The following is a 24,314-nucleotide window of genomic DNA, read 5'->3' on the forward strand; positions in this document are numbered from 1 at the left end:
GCATGACGATCAAACGCGCATTAATCAGTGTTTCTGATAAAACGAATCTTGTACCTTTTGTGAAAGAATTAACAGAACTTGGTGTTGAAGTCATTTCAACTGGAGGTACTCATAAGCTTCTTCAAGAGAATGGCATTGATGTCATTGGGATTTCTGAAGTCACTGGATTCCCTGAAATCATGGACGGACGACTCAAAACGCTTCACCCGAACATTCATGGTGGATTATTGGCAGTGAGAGAAAACGATGAGCATATGGCACAGATTGAAAAGCATGGCATTCAGCCGATTGATCTTGTTGTCGTGAATCTCTATCCTTTCAAAGAGACGATCTCAAAAGACGATGTAACGTATGAAGAAGCAATTGAAAACATTGATATTGGCGGACCGGGAATGCTTCGTGCGGCATCGAAAAACCACCAAGACGTCACAGTGATTGTCGATCCTCGTGACTATGATACAGTCGTTCAGCAAATCAAAGAAGGCGGCGTGTCACTTGAGAAAAAACGTGAGCTTGCGGCGAAGGTATTCCGTCATACAGCTGCTTACGATGCCCTCATTGCAGATTATTTAACGAACTTTGTTGGCGAAACAGAGCCAGAGCAGTTCACCGTCACGTTTGAGAAAAAACAATCCCTTCGTTATGGAGAAAACCCGCACCAAGCGGCGACTTTCTATGAAAATGCTCTTCCAAGCAAAGGCTCTTTGGCAACAGCTACACAGTTACATGGAAAAGAACTTTCCTACAACAATATTAAAGATGCAGATGCAGCTCTTCAAATTGTACGTGAATTTACGGAGCCAGCGGCTGTAGCTGTAAAACATATGAACCCATGCGGCGTTGGTACAGGAGAAACGATTGCAGAAGCGTTTGATCGTGCCTTCAAAGCAGATGAAACCTCTATTTTTGGCGGCATTGTGGCGCTGAACCGTGAAGTAGACAAGCAAACGGCTGAGGTACTGCATACGATTTTCTTAGAAATCGTCATCGCTCCATCGTTTAGCCAAGAAGCGCTTGACGTGTTAACAGCGAAAAAGAACCTTCGTCTATTAACATTAGATGTAGAAGCGGATCTTGAGAAAAAAGAAAAGCAGTTGACGAGTGTTCATGGTGGACTGCTCGTGCAGGATATTGATACGTATGGCTTAGATGAAGCAACGATTTCTATTCCAACGAAAAGAGAACCAACAGAAGACGAATGGAAAGACTTAAAGCTTGCTTGGAAAGTCGTCAAGCATGTGAAATCAAATGCGATTGTCCTTGCAAAAGATCAAATGACAGCAGGCATCGGCGCTGGTCAGATGAACCGCGTGGGCTCAGCAAATATTGCGATTGAGCAAGCAGGTGAAAAAGCGAAAGGAAGCGCACTAGGCTCTGATGCATTCTTCCCGATGGGCGATACAGTGGAAGCTGCTGCAAAGGCAGGCGTCACAGCAATCATCCAGCCAGGTGGTTCCATTCGTGATGAAGAATCAATCCAAAAAGCAGATGAATACGGCATCGCCATGGTCTTCACTGGCGTTAGACATTTCAAACATTAAGGGGATGACAGTGTGAACGTATTAATTATCGGCAGAGGCGGAAGAGAGCATACCATCGCATGGAAAGTGAACCAAAGTGAACTTGTCAGCCAAGTATTTGTCGCACCCGGCAATGATGGAATGACAGATGCTGCGAAGCTTGTCCCAATCGACGAAGGTGATCATGAGGCATTAATTCGTTTTGCAAAAGACAATGAAATCGGCTTAACGATTGTCGGTCCAGAGGTTCCTTTAATTGCAGGTGTCGTCGATGCATTTGAAGAGGCAGGTCTAAAGGTATTTGGACCAAATGCAAAAGCCGCAGTCATTGAAGGCTCAAAGGAATTTGCAAAAGACTTAATGAAAAATTATGAGATCCCGACCGCCGCTTATGCCACTTTTACATCGTTTGAAGAAGCGAAGGCATATGTGGAAGAAAAGGGTGCGCCGATTGTCATTAAAGCAGATGGTCTCGCAGCAGGAAAAGGCGTGACAGTTGCGATGACACTTGAAGAGGCGATCAACTGTCTGCACGATTTTTTAGAGGATGAAAAGTTTGGCGATGCAAGTGCATCGGTCGTCATCGAGGAATTTTTAACAGGTGAGGAATTTTCATTGATGGCCTTTGTCAATGGAGAAAAGGTGTACCCAATGGTGATCGCGCAAGATCACAAACGGGCATTTGAAGATGACAAAGGACCGAATACCGGCGGGATGGGCGCTTATTCACCAGTTCCACAAATTTCAGATGAAGTCGTCCAAAAAGCGGTGGAAGATGTCGTCAAACCAGCGGCTCGCGCAATGGTGCAGGAGGAGCGTCCGTTTACAGGCATTTTATATGCTGGCTTAATGCTGACACCAGAAGGCTCAAAGGTCATTGAGTTCAATGCACGCTTTGGCGATCCTGAAACGCAGGTGGTTCTTCCTCGTCTTGAATCAGATCTAGTTCAAGTCTTCCTCGACATTCTAGATGGAAAAGATGTGGACTTGCAGTGGAAAGACACTGCCGCTGTCAGTGTCGTTCTTGCTTCAGAAGGATACCCGGAGGACTACGCAAAAGGCACGCCAATCGGCGCTTTGCAAACAACGGTCTCTGATGTCGTGACCTTCCACGCAGGAACAAAAAAAGAAAACGATCAATTCGTCACAAATGGCGGCCGTGTAGCAAATGTGACCGCATTTGACGAGACATTTGAAGCGGCAAGATCAAGAGTGTATGAAGCGGTTGAAGAAATTATTCAGCCAGGTCTATTTTATCGCCGTGACATTGGCGCCCGTGCGCTGAAGGCTGCGGGGAAATCCGTTTAATCAAAACACCTTTCTATCTGATGAGATGGAAAGGTGTTTTTTGTTCATGAGAAGGGATGCCGATTGAAAATGAAGAAGTAGTATGGGATCACGAATAGATATCGGGAGGAAACATGGAAATCAAAGCATTTATTATCTTTGCAATCGTCATGCTCATTTTATTTTTAGTCGCTTCAAATCACATCATGCGGGTAGCAATCAAGCAAAACAAAGTTAAAAAAGGTTCAGCCCTTCGTTATATGGTCATTTCCATTTTTTCTGGCATTGTCATTGTTTCGTTTTCTATTTGGACATTCTTTATTAACTGATTCATTAGAGAGGAATGAGTGTATGGTGCAATTGAAGAAACTTGCAAACGAGCGTTTTTCTGCCTTGATCTGTATTGATTCCTTTAATGAGCGAATCCGTTTAGATGATTATAGCGGCAGGGTGCGGGATGTCATTCCATCCGTTCTTCAGGAAGCGGCGGACTGTAAGGCTTCTAAGATCATTGTGAAAGTAAGACGTGAGCATGTGCCGCTTTTTTTAGAAAAAGGCTTTCGGCTTGAAGGGGTGTTTTCTCATTATTTTCTTGGAAGTGACGCTTACGGTATGTCGCTTTTTCTCACTGAGGATCGAATGAACAGTTCGTATTGGCTGGAGGAGGATGAGATCGTCGCATCCATTCAAGCAAAAGAAATCAAAAAAGACCAAGGCACATGGCAGGATGAGTATGTGATGAGAAAAGCCGATCCAAAGGATATTCACAAGCTGGCAAAGCTCTATGATACCGTCTTTGAAACGTACCCCACGCCAATGAACGAGGCTGATTATATCCAAAAGGTAATGGAGGAAGGGACAATTTTTTATGCTGTTGAACATGACGGACACATTGTGAGTGCAGCATCCGCTGAGATCAATGCGCCGTATGGTCATGCAGAATTAACAGACTGTGCGACCCTTCCTTCATATAGAAAACTAGGATTCATGCATCATTTGATTCTAGCCCTTGAAAAGGAACTCCAGTCGATGCATATCTATGTCTTTTATTCTCTTGCCCGTGCTTTGTCCTATGGAATGAATCAAGTGTTTTATCAGCTCGGTTATACGTATACCGGTCGCTTTCAAAACAACTGCTATATTTTTGACAAAATTGAAGATATGAATCTATGGGTCAAAACGCCAAATGAATCATGAAATGGTTCTCATCTGATCAAGCAGACCAGATAGGCGGTACGACATGATACTGAGCTGCAGCTTCATCCGATCATCAGTGGATTTGAGGCTGCAGCCTGTTCTCGTTTCAATTTGTTTCAGCCGGTAGCTTAACGTATGTCTGTGAATAAATAATTCTCCCGCAGATTTTTGAATATTTTCATTGTGCGCCAAATACACTTCGAGTGTATGGATCAGGTCAGCCCCTTGTTTTTTCGTATAAAGCAAAGGACTTAACAGCTCCACGTAAAAATCATGCAAATTCATACCGGCTTCATTCATTTCAAGAAGCATCCCATATAAGCCGAGCTTTTGATAATGAATGATGCTTTCGTCTGTTTTTAAAAGCGGAAGAAGCCTTGCTGCATACTGCGCTTCCTTCGCGCTTTTTGCAAAGAGACTGATCTGGTCATAGGCTCTCCCAATGCCAATGACAATCGGATGGACGGGGAAAAAATACGACCAAGTGCTCCGGCATTCCTCTGCTGCGCGATACCACTCCGCTTCTTGAAACACTTTTTTTCCGGCTGGTGTTAGGACAAAAATGGAATCGAGCCTTGTCTTTAGTAAAAAAGGAATATGTCTTCGTTCAAAGATCGAGGTGAGTAATTGCGATAGACGCTGCATCATTTGGTGATCGAGCTGTGTGTGCTGATGCTGGAATTGAAAGTAGATCACCACCTGCTCCTCGCTCATATCATATTGCAGCTTTGTTGCTTGTTCGAACACGTAGCTTTCTTCTGTATATTGCTGCTGCAAAATATCATCTAACAAATGTCCCTGCATTTGGTTTTCTGTATCTTGAATGGCTTTTTGCTTCAGCCATTCAATCGCATACACGGCCCCGGCATGCTCGATTGCAATCGCGTCGAGATGATGCCACGTATCCTTTTTCTTTAAAGACACAATGAACCCGAAAATATCACCCATCGCAATCACCGGACATGCGGCGAGGACAAATGCTCCGCACGTGTCATAAACGAGCCGCCCTTTTTCTTCTGCCTGCTTGAGAAGGGGCATGGTTTCAATTGGTTCATGATCTGTCAGAAAGCCAAAAGCAGGAGAGTACGTCACTTCATCTTTTATGAGATGAGCCGCTGTTTGATGTAAAAAGACATCAAGAACGACAATGTTCGCTGCAGTGAGATGTGCCAGTTCCTCTGTAATTTGCGTCACATTTTTATTTCTTACATTTAATTGGGTCAGTCTTTGATGAATCGCGGATGAATATTTAAGCTGATGAAGCTGACTGCTCACGATTTGTTCTAACACGGCTTTTGTAATGTCCGAGAAATTGATGTGCGGGGGAATCTCGATGAGCGGAATGCCGCTATTTTTCGCCGCTTGAATGAGTGATGCTGGAATGTCGCTTAAGTATACACCTTTATAAATAGCGATGGCTGATAGCCTTTTAGATTGAATCAATTCTTCAAGCCGGTTGCGTCTTTCTTGATTGTCTGCGAGTCCAAATCCGGTTGTGACGAGCAATTCTCCTTCGGAAAGCCTCGACGTGTCTTCGATGATTTCCACGATGGTCACCCATTGAATGAGTCGGTCCAGTCCATTTTCTCCAGCGAGCAGCTTTGTTCCCTTCATGATATCGAGCGAAAGTGCATCTTTGACGAGAATCGCCATAGACTCATGACCTCCTTTTGAACACTCTTATACACGATGTATAAAAAATGCGTCTGAAATTCGGGCATGTGGCGAATGGAGGATGACTGCCCTCTTGATTAAGCTAATCTTATAACAAGTATACAAAATTTTCTTGCGATTCATGAAAAAGAAAGAGGCAGCTGCTGACGAGAGAGGGAGGAATGGCAAAGTGGAGACCCGGGATTACTTAATCAAACCGATGTTGAATCAGCATTATCCTGTGGCTGTGAAAGGAGAGGGAATTTATTTATATGATCGGGACGGAAAAAAATATATAGACGGCTCATCGGGGGCTGTCACGGCAAGTATTGGACATGGCATACGTGAAATCGTTGATGCCATGACCGAGCAAGCGGAAAAAGTGAGCTTTACGTACAGATCACAATTCACAAATGAACCAGCAGAAGAACTTGCCTATGAATTGAGTACGCTTTGTCCAGGTAACCTGAACTGGTCTTTTTTTGTCGGAAGCGGATCAGAGGCAACGGAAACTGCTATGAAAATTGCAATTCAGCATTGGCAGGAGCAAGGAAAGGCTGAGAAGAATCACATTATCTCACGATGGATGAGTTATCACGGCATCACCCTCGGTGCACTGTCGATGTCAGGACATATTGCAAGGAGAGAGCGCTTTGAACCATTGCTCGAAAAGAACCCAGTGCTGTCTCCGCCATATAGCTATCGTTCATGGCTGCCGAAGGAAGAGGGCAAGCAAGTCGAATGGTATGTCCAGGAATTTAAAACCGTCATTCAGCGTATAGGAAAAGAGAGGATTGCCGCTTTTATTGCAGAGCCGATTGTTGGAGCATCGGGAGCGGCGCTTGTACCGCCAGACGGATATTTTGAAGCAATGAAGCGTGTCTGTGAGGAAAACGATATTTTAATGATTGCAGACGAAGTCATGACAGGCTTTGGACGAACTGGGAAAATGTTTGCGATGGAGCATTGGGGCGTCGTACCAGATATTATGGTTCTCGGCAAAGGGATGAGTGCTGGCTATTCACCGATTGCGGCAGCCGTCTCAGCGGATCATGTCATCGCACCAATTCTGAGCGGTTCCGGCTCTGTGATGGCAGGTCACACCTATAGCGGCAACCCGCTTTCAGCAGCCGTCTCACTGGCTGTCATTCGATATATGAAAAAACATCAGCTTCCTGAACGAGCGGATCTGTCTGGCCGCTATTTAATGAATGCTTTAAAGGATGTGCAAACAAACCATTTCATCATAGGAGATGTGAGAGGAAAGGGACTGCTTATCGGCATTGAGTTTGTCGCAGACCGTTTATCGAAAACACCATTTCCTGCCCATGCTCAAATGACGCATTTAGTCGTTGAGACAGCGAAGCAAAATGGCTTGCTCGTTTACCCAGCAAGCGCTGGAGAGGATGGAGTGGGAGGTGCAGCGGTCATGATCGCTCCGCCGCTTTCTATCACGCAGCAGGAGATGGATGAACTCATTCAATTATTTGAGCAGACAATCACGCAGGTCGAACAAGAAGTCATCAACCGAGGGTTTTTCCCATCTGCGATGTAGGGAGGAAAGATGATGAACAAAACAGTGAATGTAGATGAAGTGATCACGCATTTTAGGGACGGCATGACCATCATGTTTGGCGGATTTGGCGGCGTAGGGTCCCCGCCATCATTGATCGACGCCATCCTAGAAGCCAATATCAAAGATCTGACATTGATCGGAAACGATGCAGGCTTCCCGCAAATAGGTGTTGGCCGGCTGATCACAGAAGGAAGAGTCAAGAAGATCATTGCTTCTCATATTGGCTCAAATCCAATAGCCGGACAGAAAATGCAATCAGGTACACTAGATGTTCATTTTTACCCGCAGGGCATTCTAGCAGAAAAAATACGAGCAGGCGGGATGGGCTTGGCAGGCATTGTAACAGATGTCGGCATGGATAGCCTCAATCTTGATGAGAAGCAGCTCGTGCCACTAAACGGAAAGACATATATCCTTGAACCTGCGCTGACAGCGGATATTGCCATTGTGAATGCCTTCAAAGCAGATGAAGCAGGAAATCTGATATTTGATAAAAGTGCACGGAATACAAACCCGATTGTGGCGATGGCAGGAGACTGGACCATTGCGGAAGTGGAAGAGATTGTGCCTGTAGGTAGTCTTCATCCAGAAGAAATCGTGACACCAGGCGTATTTGTGAACCAGATCGTGCAATCAAAAGGAGTGAACTGGACATGGGCATGGGCATGGGAGACAACGATATAAGACACCGCATAGCCAAACGGGCGGCGCAGGAAATTGAAGATGGCATGATCGTCAATCTTGGGATCGGCATCCCAACCCTTGCGGCTGATTACATTCCAGCGCATTACAACGTATGGCTTCATGCAGAAAACGGCATTATGGGGGCAGGCGCCTCACCAGCACAAGGAGAAGAAGATTCGAACTTGTGCAATGCCGGTGGTTTTCCTATTACGTTAACAAAAGGCGGCTCATACATGGACAGCACGACTGCTTTTGGCATCATTCGAAAAGGCATGCTGGATATGACCATTTTAGGTGCACTTGAAGTAAGCAGTCAGGGTGATCTTGCGAATTGGATTGTGCCAGGCAAACGAGTACCCGGGATGGGCGGAGCGATTGAGCTTGCGCAAAAGGCGAAAAAGGTTGTGGTGGTGATGAGCCACCTCGATAAACACGGTGAATCAAAGGTGAAATCTGCCTGCACACTGCCCTTAACTGCTAAGTCTTGTGTGGATCTGATTATAACGGATATGGCAGTCATTGAGGTCAAATCGCAGCTGCTCATTTTACGTGAAGTCATGCCGCCGTATCAGCCGGAAGATGTCATAAGGGCGACAGAGGCACCTTTAATTTTAGCGCCTGATGTCAAATCTGTTGTGTAGAAAGGATGAATGACTTGCAGCCAATCACACGTATCAGAAGCTGGATGAGAGAGCACCAAGATGAAGCGATTGCGCTTCTTCAGCAAATGGTGCAATGTGAGAGCACCCAAGGGAATGAACAAGGTGTGCAGCAAATCGTAGCAAATAAGCTGTCTGCCATTGGTTTTGATGTAGATGTATGGGACATTGGCGGAGAAGACTTGCTAGAACACCCGTATTTCTATTCCCCGAGACGTTCCTTTAAAGGAAGTCCCAATGTCGCCGGACGATTGAAGGGAAAAGGGGGCGGCAAATCCATTTTATTAAATGGGCACGTCGATGTTGTGCCAGCAGGAGATACGAAACAATGGACATATCCGCCCTACAGCGGGCATATCATAAACGGGAGACTTTATGGACGCGGGGCAACAGATATGAAAGGCGGAAACGTTTCTTTACTCTTTGCACTAGAGGCACTGCATGCACTACAGATTCCGCTGAAAGGAGATGTCGTGTTTCATAGTGTCGTCGAAGAAGAGAGCGGCGGTGCAGGCACCCTTGCAGCCATACTGAGAGGGTATACAGCAGATGCGGCCATCATTCCAGAACCAAGTCATATGAAAATCTTTCCGATTCAGCAGGGATCTAAGTGGTTCAGACTGCATATTAAAGGAAGGGCAGCTCATGGCGGAACAAGATATCACGGCGTTTCCGCTATTGAAAAAAGTATGATCGTTCTTTCACATATAGCAGCACTTGAAGAAGAACGAAATCAGCGCATCACCGAGCCGTTATTTCAGCATATTCCGATTCCAATCCCCATCAACATAGGAAAAATTCAAGGCGGTGATTGGCCGTCCTCTGTAGCGGATTTGCTCACAATGGAGGGAAGACTTGGTGTGATGCCAGTTGAGACGGTTGAGCAGGCAGAGAAGGAATTAGAAAATTGGATGATGGGACTTGGGGAAAAGGATGAATGGTTCAAAGAGCATCCTGTTGAGGTCGAATGGTTTGGTGCAAGATGGCTTCCAGGCTCAATTGATACGGACCATCTACTTTTAGGTCTATTGAAGGAACAATATGAAGCGGTCAAGAAGGAGCCGCCAAAGATCGAAGCCGCTCCTTGGGGAACAGACGGCGGATTACTGTCACAGGCGGCAGGTATCCCGATCATCGTCTTCGGACCTGGAACAACGGAGCTTGCCCATTTCCCGAATGAATCCATCGACATTGAGCATGTGATTGAAGCAGCGGAAATTATCGCAGGTACGATGGTGGAATGGTGTGAAGCAGCGGAGTGATATGAAAACGATCACAAAAAAAGAAGGCTGTCTCACTCAGCCTTCTCTTTATGTGTGTCTTGCTGCTCACACATATACGTCACTGGACAAAAACGAAGAATGCCAGATGCCAGTTTCATTCCGCCGAACATGATGCTGAAAAGCAGCATTTTACTCCATGGTTTTCTAGCATATAAAGAACCAGCTACAGTACATATTGTCATTCCACAGGCAATTCGAATGAGCGCTTCCATTAAGCCGAGATTAGGTTTCATTGAAGGTAAATCTCCTTTTTTAAATATTTTAAGTGTGATTTCAAGAAATTGTAACGTTTCATTAATGCGTAACGTGGTTCGTTATGTTACGATAGGGCTAATACAAATGAAGGAGAGTATGTGAATGTCCGAACGTACTTTTAATTGGAGAAACAATGACATCCGCACACAAATCGATGTAGTCGACTCAAAAATAGTTCCAACACTCCTTTTAACGAATGGACTCGTGCTAAACCCGTTTTTAAAACAATGGGTGAAGGCAAATATTTGGATACATGATGATCGAATTGTTTATGTCGGAGCAGAGCTTCCTCAAAATAAATCAGCTAAACGTGTGATTGATTGTGAAGGGAAATACATTGTGCCTGGGTATATAGAGCCTCACGCGCACCCGTTCCATATTTATAATCCCCAATCACTTGCAGAATATGTGTCTCAATTTGGCACAACAACGATGGTCAGTGATAACTTATTTCTTCTTTTGCAGAGCAATGAAAAGAAAGCGCTTTCCACTCTGTGTGAATTAAAACAGCAGCCATTTCAGTATTTCTGGTGGTCTAGATATGATCTTCAAACTGAAGTCAGATATGAAGATGAGATGCTTCCTATCAACTACCGGAAGGAATGGATTGATCATCCTGATGTCCTTCAAGGCGGCGAATTAACAAGCTGGCCAAGATTGATGGACGGTGATGATCTCATTTTATATTGCATGCAAGAAACGAAGAAGCAGCGGAAACGAATTGAAGGGCATTTCCCCGGAGCTTCTGAGAAAACGCTAACAAAAATGAAGCTGTTTGGCGCGGACAGCGATCATGAAGCGATGAATGCAGACGATGTGCTCAAACGCTTGTCCCTTGGCTACCATGTCTCACTTCGTCATTCTTCCATCCGCCCAGATTTAGTGAACATTTTAAGAGAGCTGCACGAGCGTGATTTTAGACACTATGATCACTTCTTCTATACAACAGATGGAGCAGCGCCTCATTTTTATGAGGAGGGTATGATTAATCGTTTGATTTCAATTGCCCTTGAAGAAGGCGTGCCTATCATCGATGCATACAATATGGCGACCTTTAACATTGCGAAATACTATCAAATTGATGACCTATTAGGTGTTGTCGGTCCAGGACGTCTGGCTTCATTGAATGTGTTAGATGATCCAATGAATCCAAATCCGGAAACGGTGATATCTAAAGGGGTTATCCTCAAATTAGATGGAGAGAACCAGCATCAATTTCAAGAAACTAAATGGGAAAATGGCGGGCTTGTTCCATTAGATTTAGGCTATGATCTGACGACGAGTGATTTGCAATTTTCCATGCCGCTAGGTGTCAAAATGAGAAATGCTGTCATCATGGAGCCTTATACAGTGGAGATTGATAACTCTGTGAACCAGCTGTCATGTGATCATGATCAAAGTTTCTTTAGCCTGATTGACCGAAAAGGCGAGTGGCGTGTGAATACGATGCTCAAAGGCTTTGCAAACAAAGTGCAAGGGTTTGTCAGCTCATTTTCGCTCACGGGTGACATTTTAGTGATCGGGAAAAATAAAGAAGATATGATGCTGGCACATAAGCGAATGAAAGAAATCGGCGGGGGGATCGTCCTCACAGAGAACGGGAAAATTTTGCACGAAATCCCGCTGCAATTATCAGGCTGTGCCTCTGCTGAACCGTTTGAGACAGTTCTTCAGCAAATACAAACCTTGCGTGAGCTGCTCATTGAGCGAGGCTATCCATTTGATTGCCCAATTGATACACTTGTCTTTTTCCAAAGTACCCATTTGCCGTATATTCGAGTGACACCAAGAGGAATATTTGATGTCATGAAAAAAACTGTACTCTTTCCGTCTATAATGCGTTAAAATATAACAGAGTGGAGCTGTATCATCTTTGCCACATTTCTGACAACTGTTATAGGGCAGACGTGAGCAATGGATCTCTTCACTGCCATGTAAGTGAAAATACTTATGTGGAGTTGTTGAAGCAGAGGGCTTTGACATGACGAGTGAAATGGCCTGATTGAAAAATGAATCTGTCGGTTACGCTGACCGACCAACATATTTTGAATAATTGAGCGAGGCGGGGCGCATGTTTGTGGTCTCGCCGAGCTTTCCGCACAACCTGTATTTTTAGGGCAGACCTAATCAAGCAGAAGTGTTCTTGATATCGGAAGCAAACAAGTTTGTCAGATTGTCGAACAAGGAAAATGACAGAACTTGTCGATTTTGTATACGATAAAGAAGCTTCGGCTTACGAAAGAACTGACGGCATTTCCAGCGTATAACCAAACCTGTCATGATTCGTTCAAAGCTCATTGCTGAGGTTGAAAAAAAATAGTCAGGAAAGATACCGCTTTCTCCGCAGAATGTCGTGCGAAGCGGTGCCAATAGTAAAGGAGAAGATGTATAAAGATGCAAATTGATAAATTAAGGGGCAAAAGCTTAGATCAGTTATTCAACTCCATCTTATCCCTTAAAGACCTGGAAGAATGCTATCGATTCTTTGATGATTTGTGTACCATCAATGAAATCCAATCTTTATCACAGCGTCTTGAAGTAGCACGTATGCTTCGCGAGGGGAACACGTATCATAAAATTGAGACGGAAACAGGTGCGAGCACTGCAACCATCTCACGTGTCAAACGCTGCTTGAACTACGGAAATGATGCCTACACAATGGCACTTGACCGCGTAGCAGAACAGCAGGCAAATGACGAAACAAAATAAAGCAGACTTCACTGTAAACAATCCTATTCAAAAAGAATGGCGTTGTTTACAGTTTTTTTATGAAGAGCGCTGAAAAGACAAGCAAGGACTGGCTTGAAAGAAGCAACAAACGGGTCATTTAACCGAATAACTTTATCAGAAGGTTGTGGAGAAGAAAAAATGAGATTCAATGCTTTGATTCCAGAGTTATCTGTAACAGATATCGAAAAGTCTAAATGGTTCTATATAGAATTGCTTGGTTTTAAATTGGAATATGAGCGTGAAGACGATAAATTTATATTTGTTTCGTTGGAAGAGGAAACACAAATGATGTTAGAAGAAATCAATGGCCATTGGGACACTGGGGAGTTAAAACACCCATTTGGACGGGGAATCAATTTTCAAATAGACATTAAAGACGTACAGCCTGTCATTGACCGTTTAAGAAAGCAAAACATTCCACTATTCAGAGAGCCAACTGTTAGCAAATATAAAAGTAATGATACTACGTTTATACAAAAGGAATTTCTTGTTCAAGATCCTGATGGATATTTACTTAGGTTCTCGCAAGAAATGGCAGGTTAACATGAAAGTCTCTTCCAGAATAGGGCGCGATTGTTGAATAAGTAAAATTAAGAGTGGCTGCGGCTACTCTTTTTTATTTTAAGATACATGAGTACAGATACAAAAAATTGACTATTGCCGAAAAGGACAACGGTTATTTTTAAATTTGTGTTACTGCCATTCCCTTTGAATGTTTCTCGCATCGGAAAGAGGCGGCCATCTCTGATCATCATCATGTCTATTGAAAAAGTCTTTAACATAGGAATCTCCTTTAAACACAATGATTTGTGATCCCCATCATTCAGTGGCATCTACTACAACCACGACACGATATACTTCTCCATCAATTGGCTTCAAATCAATGAGATGTTCAGCTCTATTTATCAGTGTCTGGATGGACAATCGCTTGATTTTTTGAGGTGTTTTGTTTGTACAAATAAAATCATAAGCAACTGGTAGAGGAAGATGCCAATACCCTTGTTCAATATCTGCCGGGAACTCTCGTGTACTTTCCTCAATTCTTGTCACCATCTCATTCGTCTTCCGTTTCATCCCGCGAACCTTTTTCTCACGCATCCTCCATCTCTCCACTTCCTGGTCATTTGCCCTAAGTTCTTTATACGCGATTGAGCCAAAATGTCAATTGAAAAAAAGGTGCAAAAACGCACCTTTCTCAAACTAGACGGATGGCTGTGTCCCTGTAAAAATAGGCACTTCACTTGTCTGACCATTTTCTTGTCTATAGACAATATGTTTCTCATTAAAATGAATGGGAGATTCAATACCAGCGGCTGCGGATAAGTTAAACAAGCCTTCTCTTAGAGAAAGGATATAATTGCAGACTCGGTATTTCTTTTCTTCAATTGATAAACCCTTTTGCAGTTTTGGATCAGTTGTGGCGACCCCGACTGGGCATTTATTCGTGTGGCACACTTGGGCGCGAATGCATCCGACTGAAAACATGAGTCCCCGTGCGATATTGACAAAGTCAGCACCCATGGAAAGGGCAATTGCAATTTTATCTGGTGAGAGAAGTTTGCCAGAAGCAAAGAGTTTGACCTGATCTCTGACACCGTATTCCTTCAATATTTGATGAACCATTGGGAGTGCCGTGAAAATCGGCAGCCCTGCGGAATCTGCCAATTCATGAAAAGATGCGCCAGTGCCGCCTTCTCCGCCATCCACTGTAATGAAATCAGGGTGCTTTCCGCTTTTTTTCATGTACGTTGCAAGCTCTTCAATGTTTTCTTTATGTCCGACCACAAGCTTGATGCCGACAGGCTTTCCGCCTATACTTCGCAGCTGTTCAATGAAATCAAACATATCCGGAATGGAGTGGAACATCTCAAATCGGTTTGGGCTGTCAATGGATTGATGGGGCGGCAATTTACGGATGTTCGCAATTTCTTCGGTGACCTTTTCGCCGTCAATATGACCGCCGCGTGTTTTAGCTCCTTGAGCCAGCTTCAGCTCAAAGGCTTTGACTTCCTCATGCTCGCTTTTTTTCTTAAATTCTTCAAAGGAAAAAGCGCCATCTTCTGTTCTCACGCCGAATAGACCGGGCCCAATCTGGCATATGATATCGGCTCCGCCTTTGAGATGATAGGGAGAAAGCCCGCCTTCACCTGTGTTCATCCACGTACCGCCAGCCATTTTTAATCCCGAGGATAGTGCTGTAATGGCCCTGTCGCCTAAAGAGCCGTAGCTCATGGCAGACTGCCCAATCAGGCCTTTTACACGGAATGGCTTTTGACATGTGTGCTCGCCAATCACTTGTACATCGTCTTGATGGAGATAGTAAGGTTTTGCTTCGACCTCTTTGGTATGTTCACTTCTTCGTAGTAAATTGTCTTGATCAATCTGATACACTTTTGTTTGGATTTTTTCAGATTGATCGATGCGTAACTCATCTCGCTGCTTTGGAAATAGAACATTGCGAATGTAGTAACCAGGCTTGTCAAAATCACGTTTTGATCCAAAGCCCATCGTCCGGCTTTTGTACTTTCCAGACATGACAGCTTGCTCGTATTCTCTTCTTGAGAAAGGAAGCTCCTCGCGATCATTCAGAAACAGATATTGACGAAGCTCAGGTCCTATTTTTTCAAAAATAAACCGCAGCTTTCCAATGACCGGATAATTTCGCAGGACAGAATGCTCTTCCTGTTTTTCATCTCTCATCCAAATCCAGATGAATAAAATGATTGGTATGATGAAACAAATCACTAATAGTGCGCCAACAATGACAATGAAAGTTGTTGTCACGAAGATCCCCTCTTTTCTCTATCATTGTTGTTGTTATTCCACTTTTCATTGAAAGAGAAACCACTTCAACATATTGTGACGTTTAGAAATGAAAAGCCGGGGTAACTTACAAATAAGATCATAAGGGGAGGGAACATACATGAATAAGCGTCCGAATGCGTATGTACTTGCAGGATTAGGGGTTGGTGGTGCAGTGTTATTAGCAGTAAAAAATAAACAGCATCTCAAAAAATGGGCAAGCATGTTCCGCTCAGATGAAAAGATTCCTGAAAAAGCCGGACACCCTGATCCATTAGATATTCAAGACAACAAGATGGTCGATGAAGGGGCCATGACATCCGTCCATTATTTCAATGAAGTGAGACAATAGCTTGGAAAAACCGTTTTGACCATTCAAAACGGTTTTTTCTTGTCTTTCTTTTGACGTTATATCGATGAGGATCGACAATCGTAAAACCGATTAGCCCTTTGTGATCAGGCGTCGAGAAATGAAATTCAATGCCTGATAAATGATAGGTTGAGAGAACGTCCTGATCTGTAAAACGTAAAGAAAGCTCGTCCTCATACACGGGTGCATGCTTCAAAACTTCGGCTTCTTCTGCAAATAACTCCAGACCAGCTACTCGTCCCTCCTTGTCGATATCTGCGTTCATACATTCATTCACATCTAATTCAATGGTTTCTTTGATTGTCCCGATTCCTACAGGCAGGAGATAGATGTATCCGATGTCGATCGTTTGATCATATGTGATGGTTCTTTTCATGTCGGTCACCTGCTTTATGTATGGTTTTTTGATCAATAGTAAAATGTCCCTTTATTGTATAATAACATGTGGTGATACAAAGCTCTTCTATCAGTGAACGGTCAAAGATCATCCCTCTCAGCTCCTAGATGGTTTCAGCATTCTAACCTAAAGTCACGAACCCCATTTTCAAAAGAATGAAACTTTTAGCTGAAGGAGGTTACCCATTTTTTGCGGTCACTGATTTTGTTATAATATTTAAATGGAATGAAACGAATGGAGGAACGTTTTTCATGTATGATGTTACCGAGTGGAAGCATGTCTTTAAACTCGATCCAAATAAAGAAATATCCGATGAACAGCTAGAGGCAATTTGCGAATCTGGTACGGATGCTATATTGATTGGCGGCAGTGACAATGTGACAGAGGACAACGTGCTTCAATTAATGTCAAAGGTCCGCCGGTTTCTTGTGCCATGTGTGCTCGAAATCTCAACACATGAAATGATTGTGCCGGGCTTCGATCTGTATTTCATCCCGACTGTCTTAAACAGTTCTCATCCTGATTGGATTGTTGGGCTTCACAAGGATGCGATGAAGGAATTCGGTGATTTGATGTCGATGGAAGAGATCGTGCCTGAAGGCTATGTTATTTTAAATGAAGAGTGTAAAGCGGCCAAGCTCACAGAGGCAAATACAGCACTGGACATCGATGACGTAAGAGCATATGCAAGAGTGGCAGAGCATTTAATGAAGCTGCCCATTTTTTATCTAGAATACAGCGGAACGCTTGGAGATATAGAACTTGTGAAAGAAACGAAAGCAGTGCTTTCTGATACGGTTCTTTTTTATGGCGGGGGCATTGAAAACGCAAAGCAGGCGGAAGATTTTGCGCAGCATGCGGACGTGGTTGTTGTAGGAAACGTCATTTATGACAATTTCAAAGAAGCATTAAAGACAGTGAGCGCAGTCAAAAAGTCATCATAGTCAAACAAGACGAAAAGGGTTAAAATAGAACATAAGTTCGAATTGGCGGTGAATGGAATGAATGAAATATCGAATCATCTATTAGAAGGGCTAAATGACGCGCAAAAAGAAGCGGTCAAAGCAACAGACGGTCCGCTACTCTTGATGGCAGGAGCAGGAAGCGGGAAAACGCGGGTGCTCACACACCGAATTGCCTACTTAATGGCAGAAAAGCATGTGGCTCCGTGGAACATTTTAGCGATTACGTTTACAAATAAAGCAGCACGTGAAATGCGTGAGCGTGTCCAAGCCATTTTAGGGCCTGGTGCGGATGACATTTGGATCTCTACGTTCCACAGCATGTGTGTGCGTATTTTACGACGCGATATTGACCGTATTGGTGTAAATCGCAACTTCTCTATATTAGACACATCTGATCAGCTTTCAGTCATTAAAAACATTTTAAAAGAACGAAATATCGATCCTAAAAAGTTCGATCCTCGCAGCATTTTAGGATCAATCAGCAGTGCAAAAAATGAACTCATTGACGCAGAGGAATACGCCAAAACAGCCAGTGATTTCTATGATCAAGTGGTTAGCGACGTCTACACAGATTACCAAAAGCGATTACTTAAGAACCAATCACTGGATTTTGATGATCTTATTATGATGACGATTCGTCTGTTTGAGCGCATCCCTGAAGTATTAGAACACTATCAGCGAAAATTTCAATACATTCATGTCGATGAGTATCAGGATACGAACAGAGCGCAGTACATGCTTGTGAAACTGCTTGCTCAGCGTTTTCAAAATATATGTGTGGTCGGTGACTCGGATCAGTCCATCTACCGCTGGCGCGGAGCGGATATTACAAACATTCTCTCCTTTGAAAAAGATTATCCATCCAGTGAAGTGATTCTGCTTGAGCAAAATTACAGATCGACGAAACGTATACTGAATGCCGCAAACACGGTGATTCAAAACAATTCAAACCGTAAGCCGAAAAACCTTTGGACAGAAAATGATGAAGGGGCGAAGATTGCCTATTACCGTGCAGATAATGAATTCGGCGAGGGTCAATTTGTTGCTGGAAAGATTCATCAGCTTCATCAGAGCGGTAAGCGTAAATTATCCGATTTTGCGATTCTTTATCGAACCAATGCCCAGTCTCGTGTCATAGAGGAAACATTATTGAAGTCAAACATTCAATACAACATTGTCGGCGGCACAAAGTTCTATGACAGAAAAGAGATCAAGGACATTTTGGCGTACTTACGCCTAGTAGCTAACCCAGATGACGACATTAGCTTTGCACGAATTGTGAACGTACCAAAGCGCGGAATCGGTGCGACATCTGTTGATAAAATCGCAGCATACGCGGAGATGAATGACCTGTCTATGTTTGAAGCACTTGGTCAGGTAGATTTCATTGGACTCAGTGCAAGGGCAGCCAATGCGCTTGATGAGTTCAAACAGCTCATCGATCAATTGACAAATATGCAGGATTATTTATCTGTCACAGAACTAACAGAAGAAATTTTAGAGAAAACAGGCTATCGTGAAGCACTAAAGGTTGAAAAAACGATTGAGGCACAGAGCCGTCTAGAAAATATTGACGAGTTTCTCTCTGTGACTAAGAACTTTGAAGAACAAAATGAAGACAAGTCCCTTGTGACCTTCCTGACAGATCTTGCCCTTGTCGCAGACATTGATAAGCTGGATGAGAATGAGGAAGAAGATCAAGATGCGGTCATTTTAATGACGCTTCACGCCGCAAAAGGTCTAGAATTCCCGGTTGTCTTCTTAATGGGCATGGAGGAAGGTGTCTTCCCGCACAGCCGCTCATTAATGGAAGATGCAGAGATGGAAGAAGAGCGCCGCCTTGCTTATGTAGGCATCACACGGGCGGAAGAAGAGCTTTATTTATCAAGTGCCAAGATGAGAACACTCTTCGGCCGGACAAACATGAACCTTGAATCAAGATTCATTCGAGAAATACCAGCCGATTTATTGGACAACCTAAATGAGAAAAAAGAAACGAAAACACCATTTGGCCAAACTAGAGAAAGACCACAAAGACGGGGACCTGTCTCACGTCCGCAAACTCAAACCATTCAAAACACAGGCGGCGGAAGTATTGGCTGGGCTGTGGGCGATAAAGCGGCTCATAAAAAATGGGGCGTTGGAACGGTTGTGAGCGTAAAAGGCAGTGGAGACAGCACGGAGCTTGATATTGCTTTCCCAAGCCCTACAGGCATTAAGCGTCTTCTCGCAGCATTTGCGCCAATTGAGAAGCAATAAACCGATAGGACATATAAAACGGATGAATTGAAAGGAAGAAGCAGATGGATAAAGAAGCAGCGAAACGCCGGATCGAGGAACTGCACCAGATTTTGAACCAATACAACTACGAATATCATACACTGGATCGTCCAAGTGTTCCTGACGCTGAATATGATGCGCGGATGCGTGAGCTGATCTCTTTAGAGGAAGAGCACCCTGATTTAAAAGCAGCGGATTCTCCCTCACAAAGAGTCGGAGGCGCTGTGTTAGACGCCTTCCAAAAAGTGCGCCACGGCACACCGATGCTCAGCCTCGGGAATGCGTTTAATGAACAGGACCTTCTTGATTTTGACCGCAGGGTTCGTCAAGCAGTCGGTGACGATATTGCATACAATGTCGAGCTGAAAATTGACGGACTCGCTGTTTCTCTCCGTTATGAAAATGGCCTGTTTGTCCGAGGTGCCACACGTGGAGATGGGACAACGGGTGAGGATATTACAGAAAACCTCAAAACCATTCGATCCATCCCGCTCAAAATCAAACGTCCTTTGTCAATTGAAGTGAGAGGCGAGGCATTTATGCCAAAACCTTCTTTTGAAGCATTAAACGAAAAAAGATTACAAAACGAAGAAGAGCCGTTTGCGAACCCGCGTAATGCGGCGGCAGGCTCGCTTCGTCAGCTTGATACGAAAATTGCGGCGAAACGAAACCTTGATATCTTCGTCTACAGTATAGCGGAGCTTGATGAAATTGGTGTTGAATCGCAAAGCGAAGGACTTGATCTTCTTGACGAACTTGGCTTTAAAACGAACAAAGAAAGACGGATGTGCCAAACGATTGAGGAAGTGATCGAGCTCATTGAAACACTAAAAACGAAGCGTGCCGACTTTTCATATGAAATCGATGGAATTGTGATCAAAGTCGATTCGTTAGCTCAGCAAGAAGAGCTCGGCTTTACAGCAAAAAGTCCCCGCTGGGCTGTTGCGTACAAGTTTCCAGCTGAAGAGGTGGTGACAAAGCTGCTTGATATTGAACTAAGTGTCGGGCGTACAGGTGTCATCACACCAACGGCGATCCTTGAGCCTGTCAAAGTAGCAGGAACGACAGTGCAGCGAGCTTCCCTTCATAATGAAGATTTGATCAAAGAAAAGGATATTCGCCTTTTTGATCAAGTGATTGTGAAAAAAGCGGGCGATATTATTCCGGAAGTCGCAGGTGTACTGATCGATCAGCGTACAGGAGAAGAAAAGCCGTTTCACATGCCGACTGAATGCCCGGAGTGTCATAGTGAGCTGGTGAGAATTGAAGGCGAAGTGGCTTTGCGTTGCATCAATCCAGAATGCCCTGCCCAAATACGTGAGGGACTCATTCACTTTGTTTCCCGCAATGCAATGAACATTGATGGGCTTGGCGAGCGGGTCATTACACAGCTTTTCCAAGAACAGCTTGTCTCTCGTGTGTCTGATCTTTACCGATTAACGAAAGAAGAGCTCATTCAGCTTGAGCGAATGGGCGAAAAATCTGTCGACAATTTACTGCGTTCGATTGAGCAATCGAAAGAAAACTCTCTAGAGCGTTTACTATTTGGACTCGGTATACGATTTATTGGCTCTAAAGCGGCGAAGACCTTGGCGATGCATTTCGGTGATATCGATCAATTAAAGCAAGCGACGAAAGAACAATTACTCGAAGTCGATGAAATCGGTGAAAAAATGGCTGATGCTGTCGTCACATACTTTGAGAAAGAAGAAATACTCAATCTGCTAAATGAACTAAAAGAGCTTGGGGTTAATATGACCTACACAGGACCAAAACCGGTGAAGGTTGAAGAAAGTGATTCCTATTTTGCAGGCAAAACCATTGTGCTGACAGGGAAATTAGAAGAAATGGCTCGAAACGATGCAAAAGCAGCGATCGAAGCACTAGGCGGTAAACTGGCAGGTAGTGTGAGTAAGAAAACAGATTTAGTCATAGCCGGAGAAGCAGCGGGAAGTAAGCTGACAAAGGCAGAAGAACTCAATATAGAAATTTGGGACGAAGCTAAAATGCTCGAGGAGCTAAAGAAATAAGAGGAGTGTTTTCTATTGAAAAAGTTGTTATTGCTGCTGACAATGCTCACACTGATATTGTCAGCGTGTGCACCTTTTGGGGGAAAGGAAGAGGAAGAGGTCACACAAAAAACGGATGAAACGAAGGAAACAGCCATCATCCCGATGTACAATATCTCTGACTCCTATTACAAAATGGTGCTGCCGTTTAAACAAGGGGCTGCGAGAGGATTAACAGCAGAGCGTCTCAACACACGCTTGGACATCGATGAATTTGAAACAGGACTCATGCGCCTTGCAACAGAGTCATTTAATACAAACGACTACCTTTTCCAAGAAGGACAGCATTTTGATGAGGACACCGTTCTAGGCTGGCTGGCGCGCAAAAAAACAGGCAGTGATCTGAAAAAGGCAGAAAAAGAAGATAAAGACTTTAAGAATCTAGGCTTAAACCCTGCTCTTCCGAACTCAGGTTCAACAAAGTCTAAAAATGAAAGTAGTCCAATTTACTTAGCTTCGATGCTAGAGCATAATTACTTAATTCGAAAAGATAAAAACAGCTTACAGCTTGGCGGAGTTGTCATTGGACTTGCGCTGAACTCTGTTTATTATTACCGTGAAAATATCGGTGACCCGCAGCAAGAAGTGACGATCGATTCTTCGAAAAATTCAAAGAAACTTTTGGCAGAAGGCGAAAAAATTGCTGAACAAGTGATCAAACGAATTCGTCAAATGGATGGGCTGCAAAAAGTGCCTGTCATGATTGCCCTTTATAAGCAAGCACCAAAATCATCTATCGTTCCAGGAAACTTTATCGCCAAAACGGATGTGAAAGCGGGCTCAGCTGATATCGGCAATTGGGATACGATCAAAGAGGAGAATGTCTTCTTCCCTTCAGATAATGCGAAAGGCAACTACAAAGATGATTCCGAGCGATTTGACCGCTTCAAAACAAAAGTCGAAGACTACTTCCCGAATTATACTGGTGTCGTAGGAAAAGGGTTTTACAAAGACGGCAACCTGCAAAAAATGAAAGTCGAAATTCCAATGCAGTTCTACGGAAAAACGGAAGTCGTAGCCTTCACGCAATATTTAACAGGTGAAGTCATGGATTACTATAAGAGTACCAATATCGAAATTAACATCACATCTTCAGATCAACAAGAAGCCTTGATCACGAAAAATGCTGAAGACAAAGAACCAACCGTCCATATATATGACTAAATAAAAACCGCCTTTTGGCGGTTTTTTAAATTAGTCATAATGTATCAAATTATGAAAATATTGTTATAAAAAGTAGAAGTGTAGAAAATAATGTATTATTATGGGTGATAATGAAGAGAAAATGGAGATCACTATGAAAAATAAATCATTTTACTTTTTATTAGGGGGACAATCCCTAGCTAATTTTGGGGATTCGCTATATGTCCTCGTATTGACCATCCTGACATATCAATTAACAAATTCTACACTGATTGCTTCAATGGTGGCTGTCTCACAGTTTGTTGGACAAGCACTTGGAGCGGTACTCATTCCTTTCTTTATGTATCAATTTAAGCTAAAAAGACTCATTATCTATTTACAAATGTGTCAAATTGCTTTCTTCGGTTGCTTAATTTTCATTTATATTCTACAACTATCAACTTTTACTATTCCTCTCTTTTTTATCATTGTATTTTTCCTTTCTTTGATAGATGGAGGAACCATTCCAGTTCGAAATTCGATGATCCCACGTCTAGTAGAAAAGAACTTTTTACTAAAAGCAAATAGCTATATCTTAACTTCTGATCAAATGGTCCTTTTACTAGGCTGGCTTTTAGGAGGGCTGTTTATTGGCATTCTTGGACCACAGTTTCTCCTATTGACGACACTTGTTTTATACAGTTTGTCACTCATATCTATGCTCTTTATCATTGATACTGGGGCTGCACCTAAACAAGAGCAACAGTCTGAATCATTTGCTACAAGGGTCTTTTCAGGGTGGAAGCTCATGTATGAAAAACCAACTATTCGAACATTAACGATTTTAGAAATGCTATCCATGAGCGGTAGAAGTATTTGGACTGGTGCCATTATCCTTGTGTATGTCACAGAAGTTTTACATCAGCCTGAAACATGGTGGGGCTTTATTAACGCAAGCTATTTTGGCGGAACCATTCTAGGCGGCCTGCTTGTGTTGCGGTTCGCAAAGCATGTGGAACAGCGTTTGTTTGATCACATTTTTTACAGTTCGGTGATCGTAGCTGTGCTAACCCTTTGCTTAGGATTGAATCATTCTGCATGGATGAGTTTGTTGTTTGTCTTTTTATTAGGACCAGCCTTTCAGCTTCGCAGTATTTCCATTCGAACCTATGTACAAGATACACTGAGTGAAATTGAATTGCCCAAAATACTATCAGCTCAACATACACTATCAACTTTTATATACGGAATGTCCATCCTCGTTATGAGCACCATGACCGATCTCTTTGGGGCAAGAGTCGTCTTTTTTATAAACGTTGCCCTGTTTACTGTGTCGGCTTTCCTAGCGTCTAGATTAAAAAATGAACAAATTTAGACATTTTATCTCAATTATTTACAAAAATACCATTATGTGATTTAATATGTTGGTAGAAATGTTAACTATATGAAAAGTAGAGGTGGCGTA

21 protein-coding genes and 1 pseudogene are annotated in these 24,314 nt (G+C 43.3%); 17 read left to right on the plus strand and 5 right to left on the minus strand.

The window, feature by feature from the left end; genetic code table 11:
• Positions 1–2: 2 nt before the first annotated feature.
• The 4 genes from purH (at position 3) to ablB (ending at position 4,004) form a co-directional block, all read left to right on the plus strand.
• Positions 3–1,541 carry a bifunctional phosphoribosylaminoimidazolecarboxamide formyltransferase/IMP cyclohydrolase gene (gene purH, locus MHB79_RS03325; protein ID WP_137055446.1) on the plus strand — a complete coding sequence of 513 codons (1,539 nt, stop codon included), beginning with the start codon at positions 3–5 and terminating at the stop codon, positions 1,539–1,541.
• Between the two features lie 12 nt (positions 1,542–1,553).
• Complete coding sequence (purD, locus tag MHB79_RS03330; RefSeq protein WP_340988987.1) at positions 1,554–2,828, plus strand: phosphoribosylamine--glycine ligase; 1,275 nt, start codon at positions 1,554–1,556, stop codon at positions 2,826–2,828.
• 113 nt (positions 2,829–2,941) lie between these two features.
• The gene (locus MHB79_RS03335) at positions 2,942–3,136 is read left to right on the plus strand and encodes a hypothetical protein (protein ID WP_253622892.1); all 195 of its coding nucleotides are present in this window, start codon (positions 2,942–2,944) and stop codon (positions 3,134–3,136) included.
• Between the two features lie 22 nt (positions 3,137–3,158).
• Entirely contained in the window at positions 3,159–4,004 is an 846-nt protein-coding gene (gene ablB, locus MHB79_RS03340; protein ID WP_340988990.1) for a putative beta-lysine N-acetyltransferase, read from the plus strand.
• Here the strand turns inward: ablB and MHB79_RS03345 are convergent.
• The gene (locus MHB79_RS03345) at positions 3,999–5,657 is read right to left on the minus strand and encodes a PucR family transcriptional regulator (protein ID WP_340988992.1); all 1,659 of its coding nucleotides are present in this window, start codon (positions 5,655–5,657) and stop codon (positions 3,999–4,001) included. The genes ablB and MHB79_RS03345 overlap by 6 nt on opposite strands.
• Positions 5,658–5,847: 190 nt before the next feature.
• Here MHB79_RS03345 and MHB79_RS03350 point away from each other — a divergent pair, with 190 nt between their 5' ends.
• Genes MHB79_RS03350 through MHB79_RS03365 form a run of 4 tightly spaced genes read left to right on the plus strand, consistent with a single transcriptional unit; the run spans position 5,848 to position 9,838 of the window.
• On the plus strand, positions 5,848–7,212 hold the full coding sequence (locus MHB79_RS03350; RefSeq protein WP_113386801.1) for an aspartate aminotransferase family protein: 1,365 nt from the start codon (positions 5,848–5,850) through the stop codon (positions 7,210–7,212).
• A 12-nt stretch (positions 7,213–7,224) separates the two neighbouring features.
• Entirely contained in the window at positions 7,225–7,917 is a 693-nt protein-coding gene (locus tag MHB79_RS03355; protein WP_340988994.1) for a CoA transferase subunit A, read from the plus strand.
• Positions 7,893–8,558, plus strand: coding sequence for a 3-oxoacid CoA-transferase subunit B (locus MHB79_RS03360; RefSeq protein WP_050945720.1), 666 nt, complete (start codon positions 7,893–7,895; stop codon positions 8,556–8,558). Before MHB79_RS03355 ends, MHB79_RS03360 begins: the two co-directional genes overlap by 25 nt.
• A gap of 14 nt (positions 8,559–8,572) precedes the next feature.
• On the plus strand, positions 8,573–9,838 hold the full coding sequence (locus MHB79_RS03365; protein WP_340988996.1) for a peptidase: 1,266 nt from the start codon (positions 8,573–8,575) through the stop codon (positions 9,836–9,838).
• Between the two features lie 32 nt (positions 9,839–9,870).
• Here the strand turns inward: MHB79_RS03365 and MHB79_RS03370 are convergent, their stop codons facing one another.
• Positions 9,871–10,092 carry a YgaP family membrane protein gene (locus MHB79_RS03370; protein WP_034320223.1) on the minus strand — a complete coding sequence of 74 codons (222 nt, stop codon included), beginning with the start codon at positions 10,090–10,092 and terminating at the stop codon, positions 9,871–9,873.
• Positions 10,093–10,216: 124 nt separating this feature from the next.
• On the opposite strand from MHB79_RS03370, the gene MHB79_RS03375 reads away from it, so the two are divergent.
• The 3 genes from MHB79_RS03375 (at position 10,217) to MHB79_RS03385 (ending at position 13,387) form a co-directional block, all read left to right on the plus strand.
• Positions 10,217–11,959: an adenine deaminase C-terminal domain-containing protein gene (locus MHB79_RS03375; RefSeq protein WP_003214450.1), complete on the plus strand. Its 1,743-nt coding sequence runs from the start codon at positions 10,217–10,219 to the stop codon at positions 11,957–11,959.
• 549 nt (positions 11,960–12,508) lie between these two features.
• Positions 12,509–12,823 carry a YerC/YecD family TrpR-related protein gene (locus MHB79_RS03380; RefSeq protein ID WP_003214053.1) on the plus strand — a complete coding sequence of 105 codons (315 nt, stop codon included), beginning with the start codon at positions 12,509–12,511 and terminating at the stop codon, positions 12,821–12,823.
• Positions 12,824–12,916: 93 nt separating this feature from the next.
• Positions 12,917–13,387 carry a bleomycin resistance protein gene (locus MHB79_RS03385; protein ID WP_428839761.1) on the plus strand — a complete coding sequence of 157 codons (471 nt, stop codon included), beginning with the start codon at positions 12,917–12,919 and terminating at the stop codon, positions 13,385–13,387.
• 150 nt (positions 13,388–13,537) lie between these two features.
• Here the strand turns inward: MHB79_RS03385 and MHB79_RS03390 are convergent.
• Together MHB79_RS03390 and MHB79_RS03395 are read right to left on the minus strand one after the other, a co-directional pair.
• A pseudogene (locus MHB79_RS03390) lies at positions 13,538–13,942 on the minus strand (DUF3916 domain-containing protein).
• A gap of 102 nt (positions 13,943–14,044) precedes the next feature.
• A complete protein-coding gene (locus tag MHB79_RS03395) occupies positions 14,045–15,628 on the minus strand; it encodes an FMN-binding glutamate synthase family protein (protein ID WP_050945723.1) in 1,584 nt (527 codons plus the stop codon).
• Between the two features lie 139 nt (positions 15,629–15,767).
• On the opposite strand from MHB79_RS03395, the gene MHB79_RS03400 reads away from it, so the two are divergent.
• A complete protein-coding gene (locus MHB79_RS03400) occupies positions 15,768–15,998 on the plus strand; it encodes a hypothetical protein (protein WP_003214314.1) in 231 nt (76 codons plus the stop codon).
• Here MHB79_RS03400 and MHB79_RS03405 read toward each other — a convergent pair.
• Positions 15,979–16,392, minus strand: coding sequence for a DUF2283 domain-containing protein (locus MHB79_RS03405; RefSeq protein WP_003214474.1), 414 nt, complete (start codon positions 16,390–16,392; stop codon positions 15,979–15,981). The genes MHB79_RS03400 and MHB79_RS03405 overlap by 20 nt on opposite strands.
• Before the next feature lie 272 nt (positions 16,393–16,664).
• Between MHB79_RS03405 and MHB79_RS03410 the strand changes: the two genes are divergently transcribed.
• The 5 genes from MHB79_RS03410 to MHB79_RS03430 all read left to right on the plus strand — a co-directional run bounded on the left by MHB79_RS03410 (position 16,665) and on the right by MHB79_RS03430 (position 24,224).
• Entirely contained in the window at positions 16,665–17,357 is a 693-nt protein-coding gene (locus tag MHB79_RS03410; RefSeq protein WP_041816135.1) for a heptaprenylglyceryl phosphate synthase, read from the plus strand.
• 57 nt (positions 17,358–17,414) lie between these two features.
• Positions 17,415–19,637, plus strand: a complete 2,223-nt coding sequence (gene pcrA / locus MHB79_RS03415; protein WP_003213969.1) for a DNA helicase PcrA — start codon at positions 17,415–17,417, stop codon at positions 19,635–19,637.
• Positions 19,638–19,681: 44 nt separating this feature from the next.
• Complete coding sequence (ligA, locus tag MHB79_RS03420; protein WP_212046324.1) at positions 19,682–21,688, plus strand: NAD-dependent DNA ligase LigA; 2,007 nt, start codon at positions 19,682–19,684, stop codon at positions 21,686–21,688.
• Between the two features lie 15 nt (positions 21,689–21,703).
• Entirely contained in the window at positions 21,704–22,891 is a 1,188-nt protein-coding gene (locus tag MHB79_RS03425) for a CamS family sex pheromone protein (RefSeq protein WP_003214281.1), read from the plus strand.
• Positions 22,892–23,024: 133 nt separating this feature from the next.
• The gene (locus tag MHB79_RS03430; RefSeq protein ID WP_340989001.1) at positions 23,025–24,224 is read left to right on the plus strand and encodes an MFS transporter; all 1,200 of its coding nucleotides are present in this window, start codon (positions 23,025–23,027) and stop codon (positions 24,222–24,224) included.
• Positions 24,225–24,314: the final 90 nt, after the last annotated feature.

It is taken from the genome of Bacillus sp. FSL M7-0558 (assembly GCF_038003245.1).
In the GTDB taxonomy this organism is placed as follows: Bacteria; Bacillota; Bacilli; order Bacillales; family Bacillaceae; genus Bacillus; species Bacillus pumilus.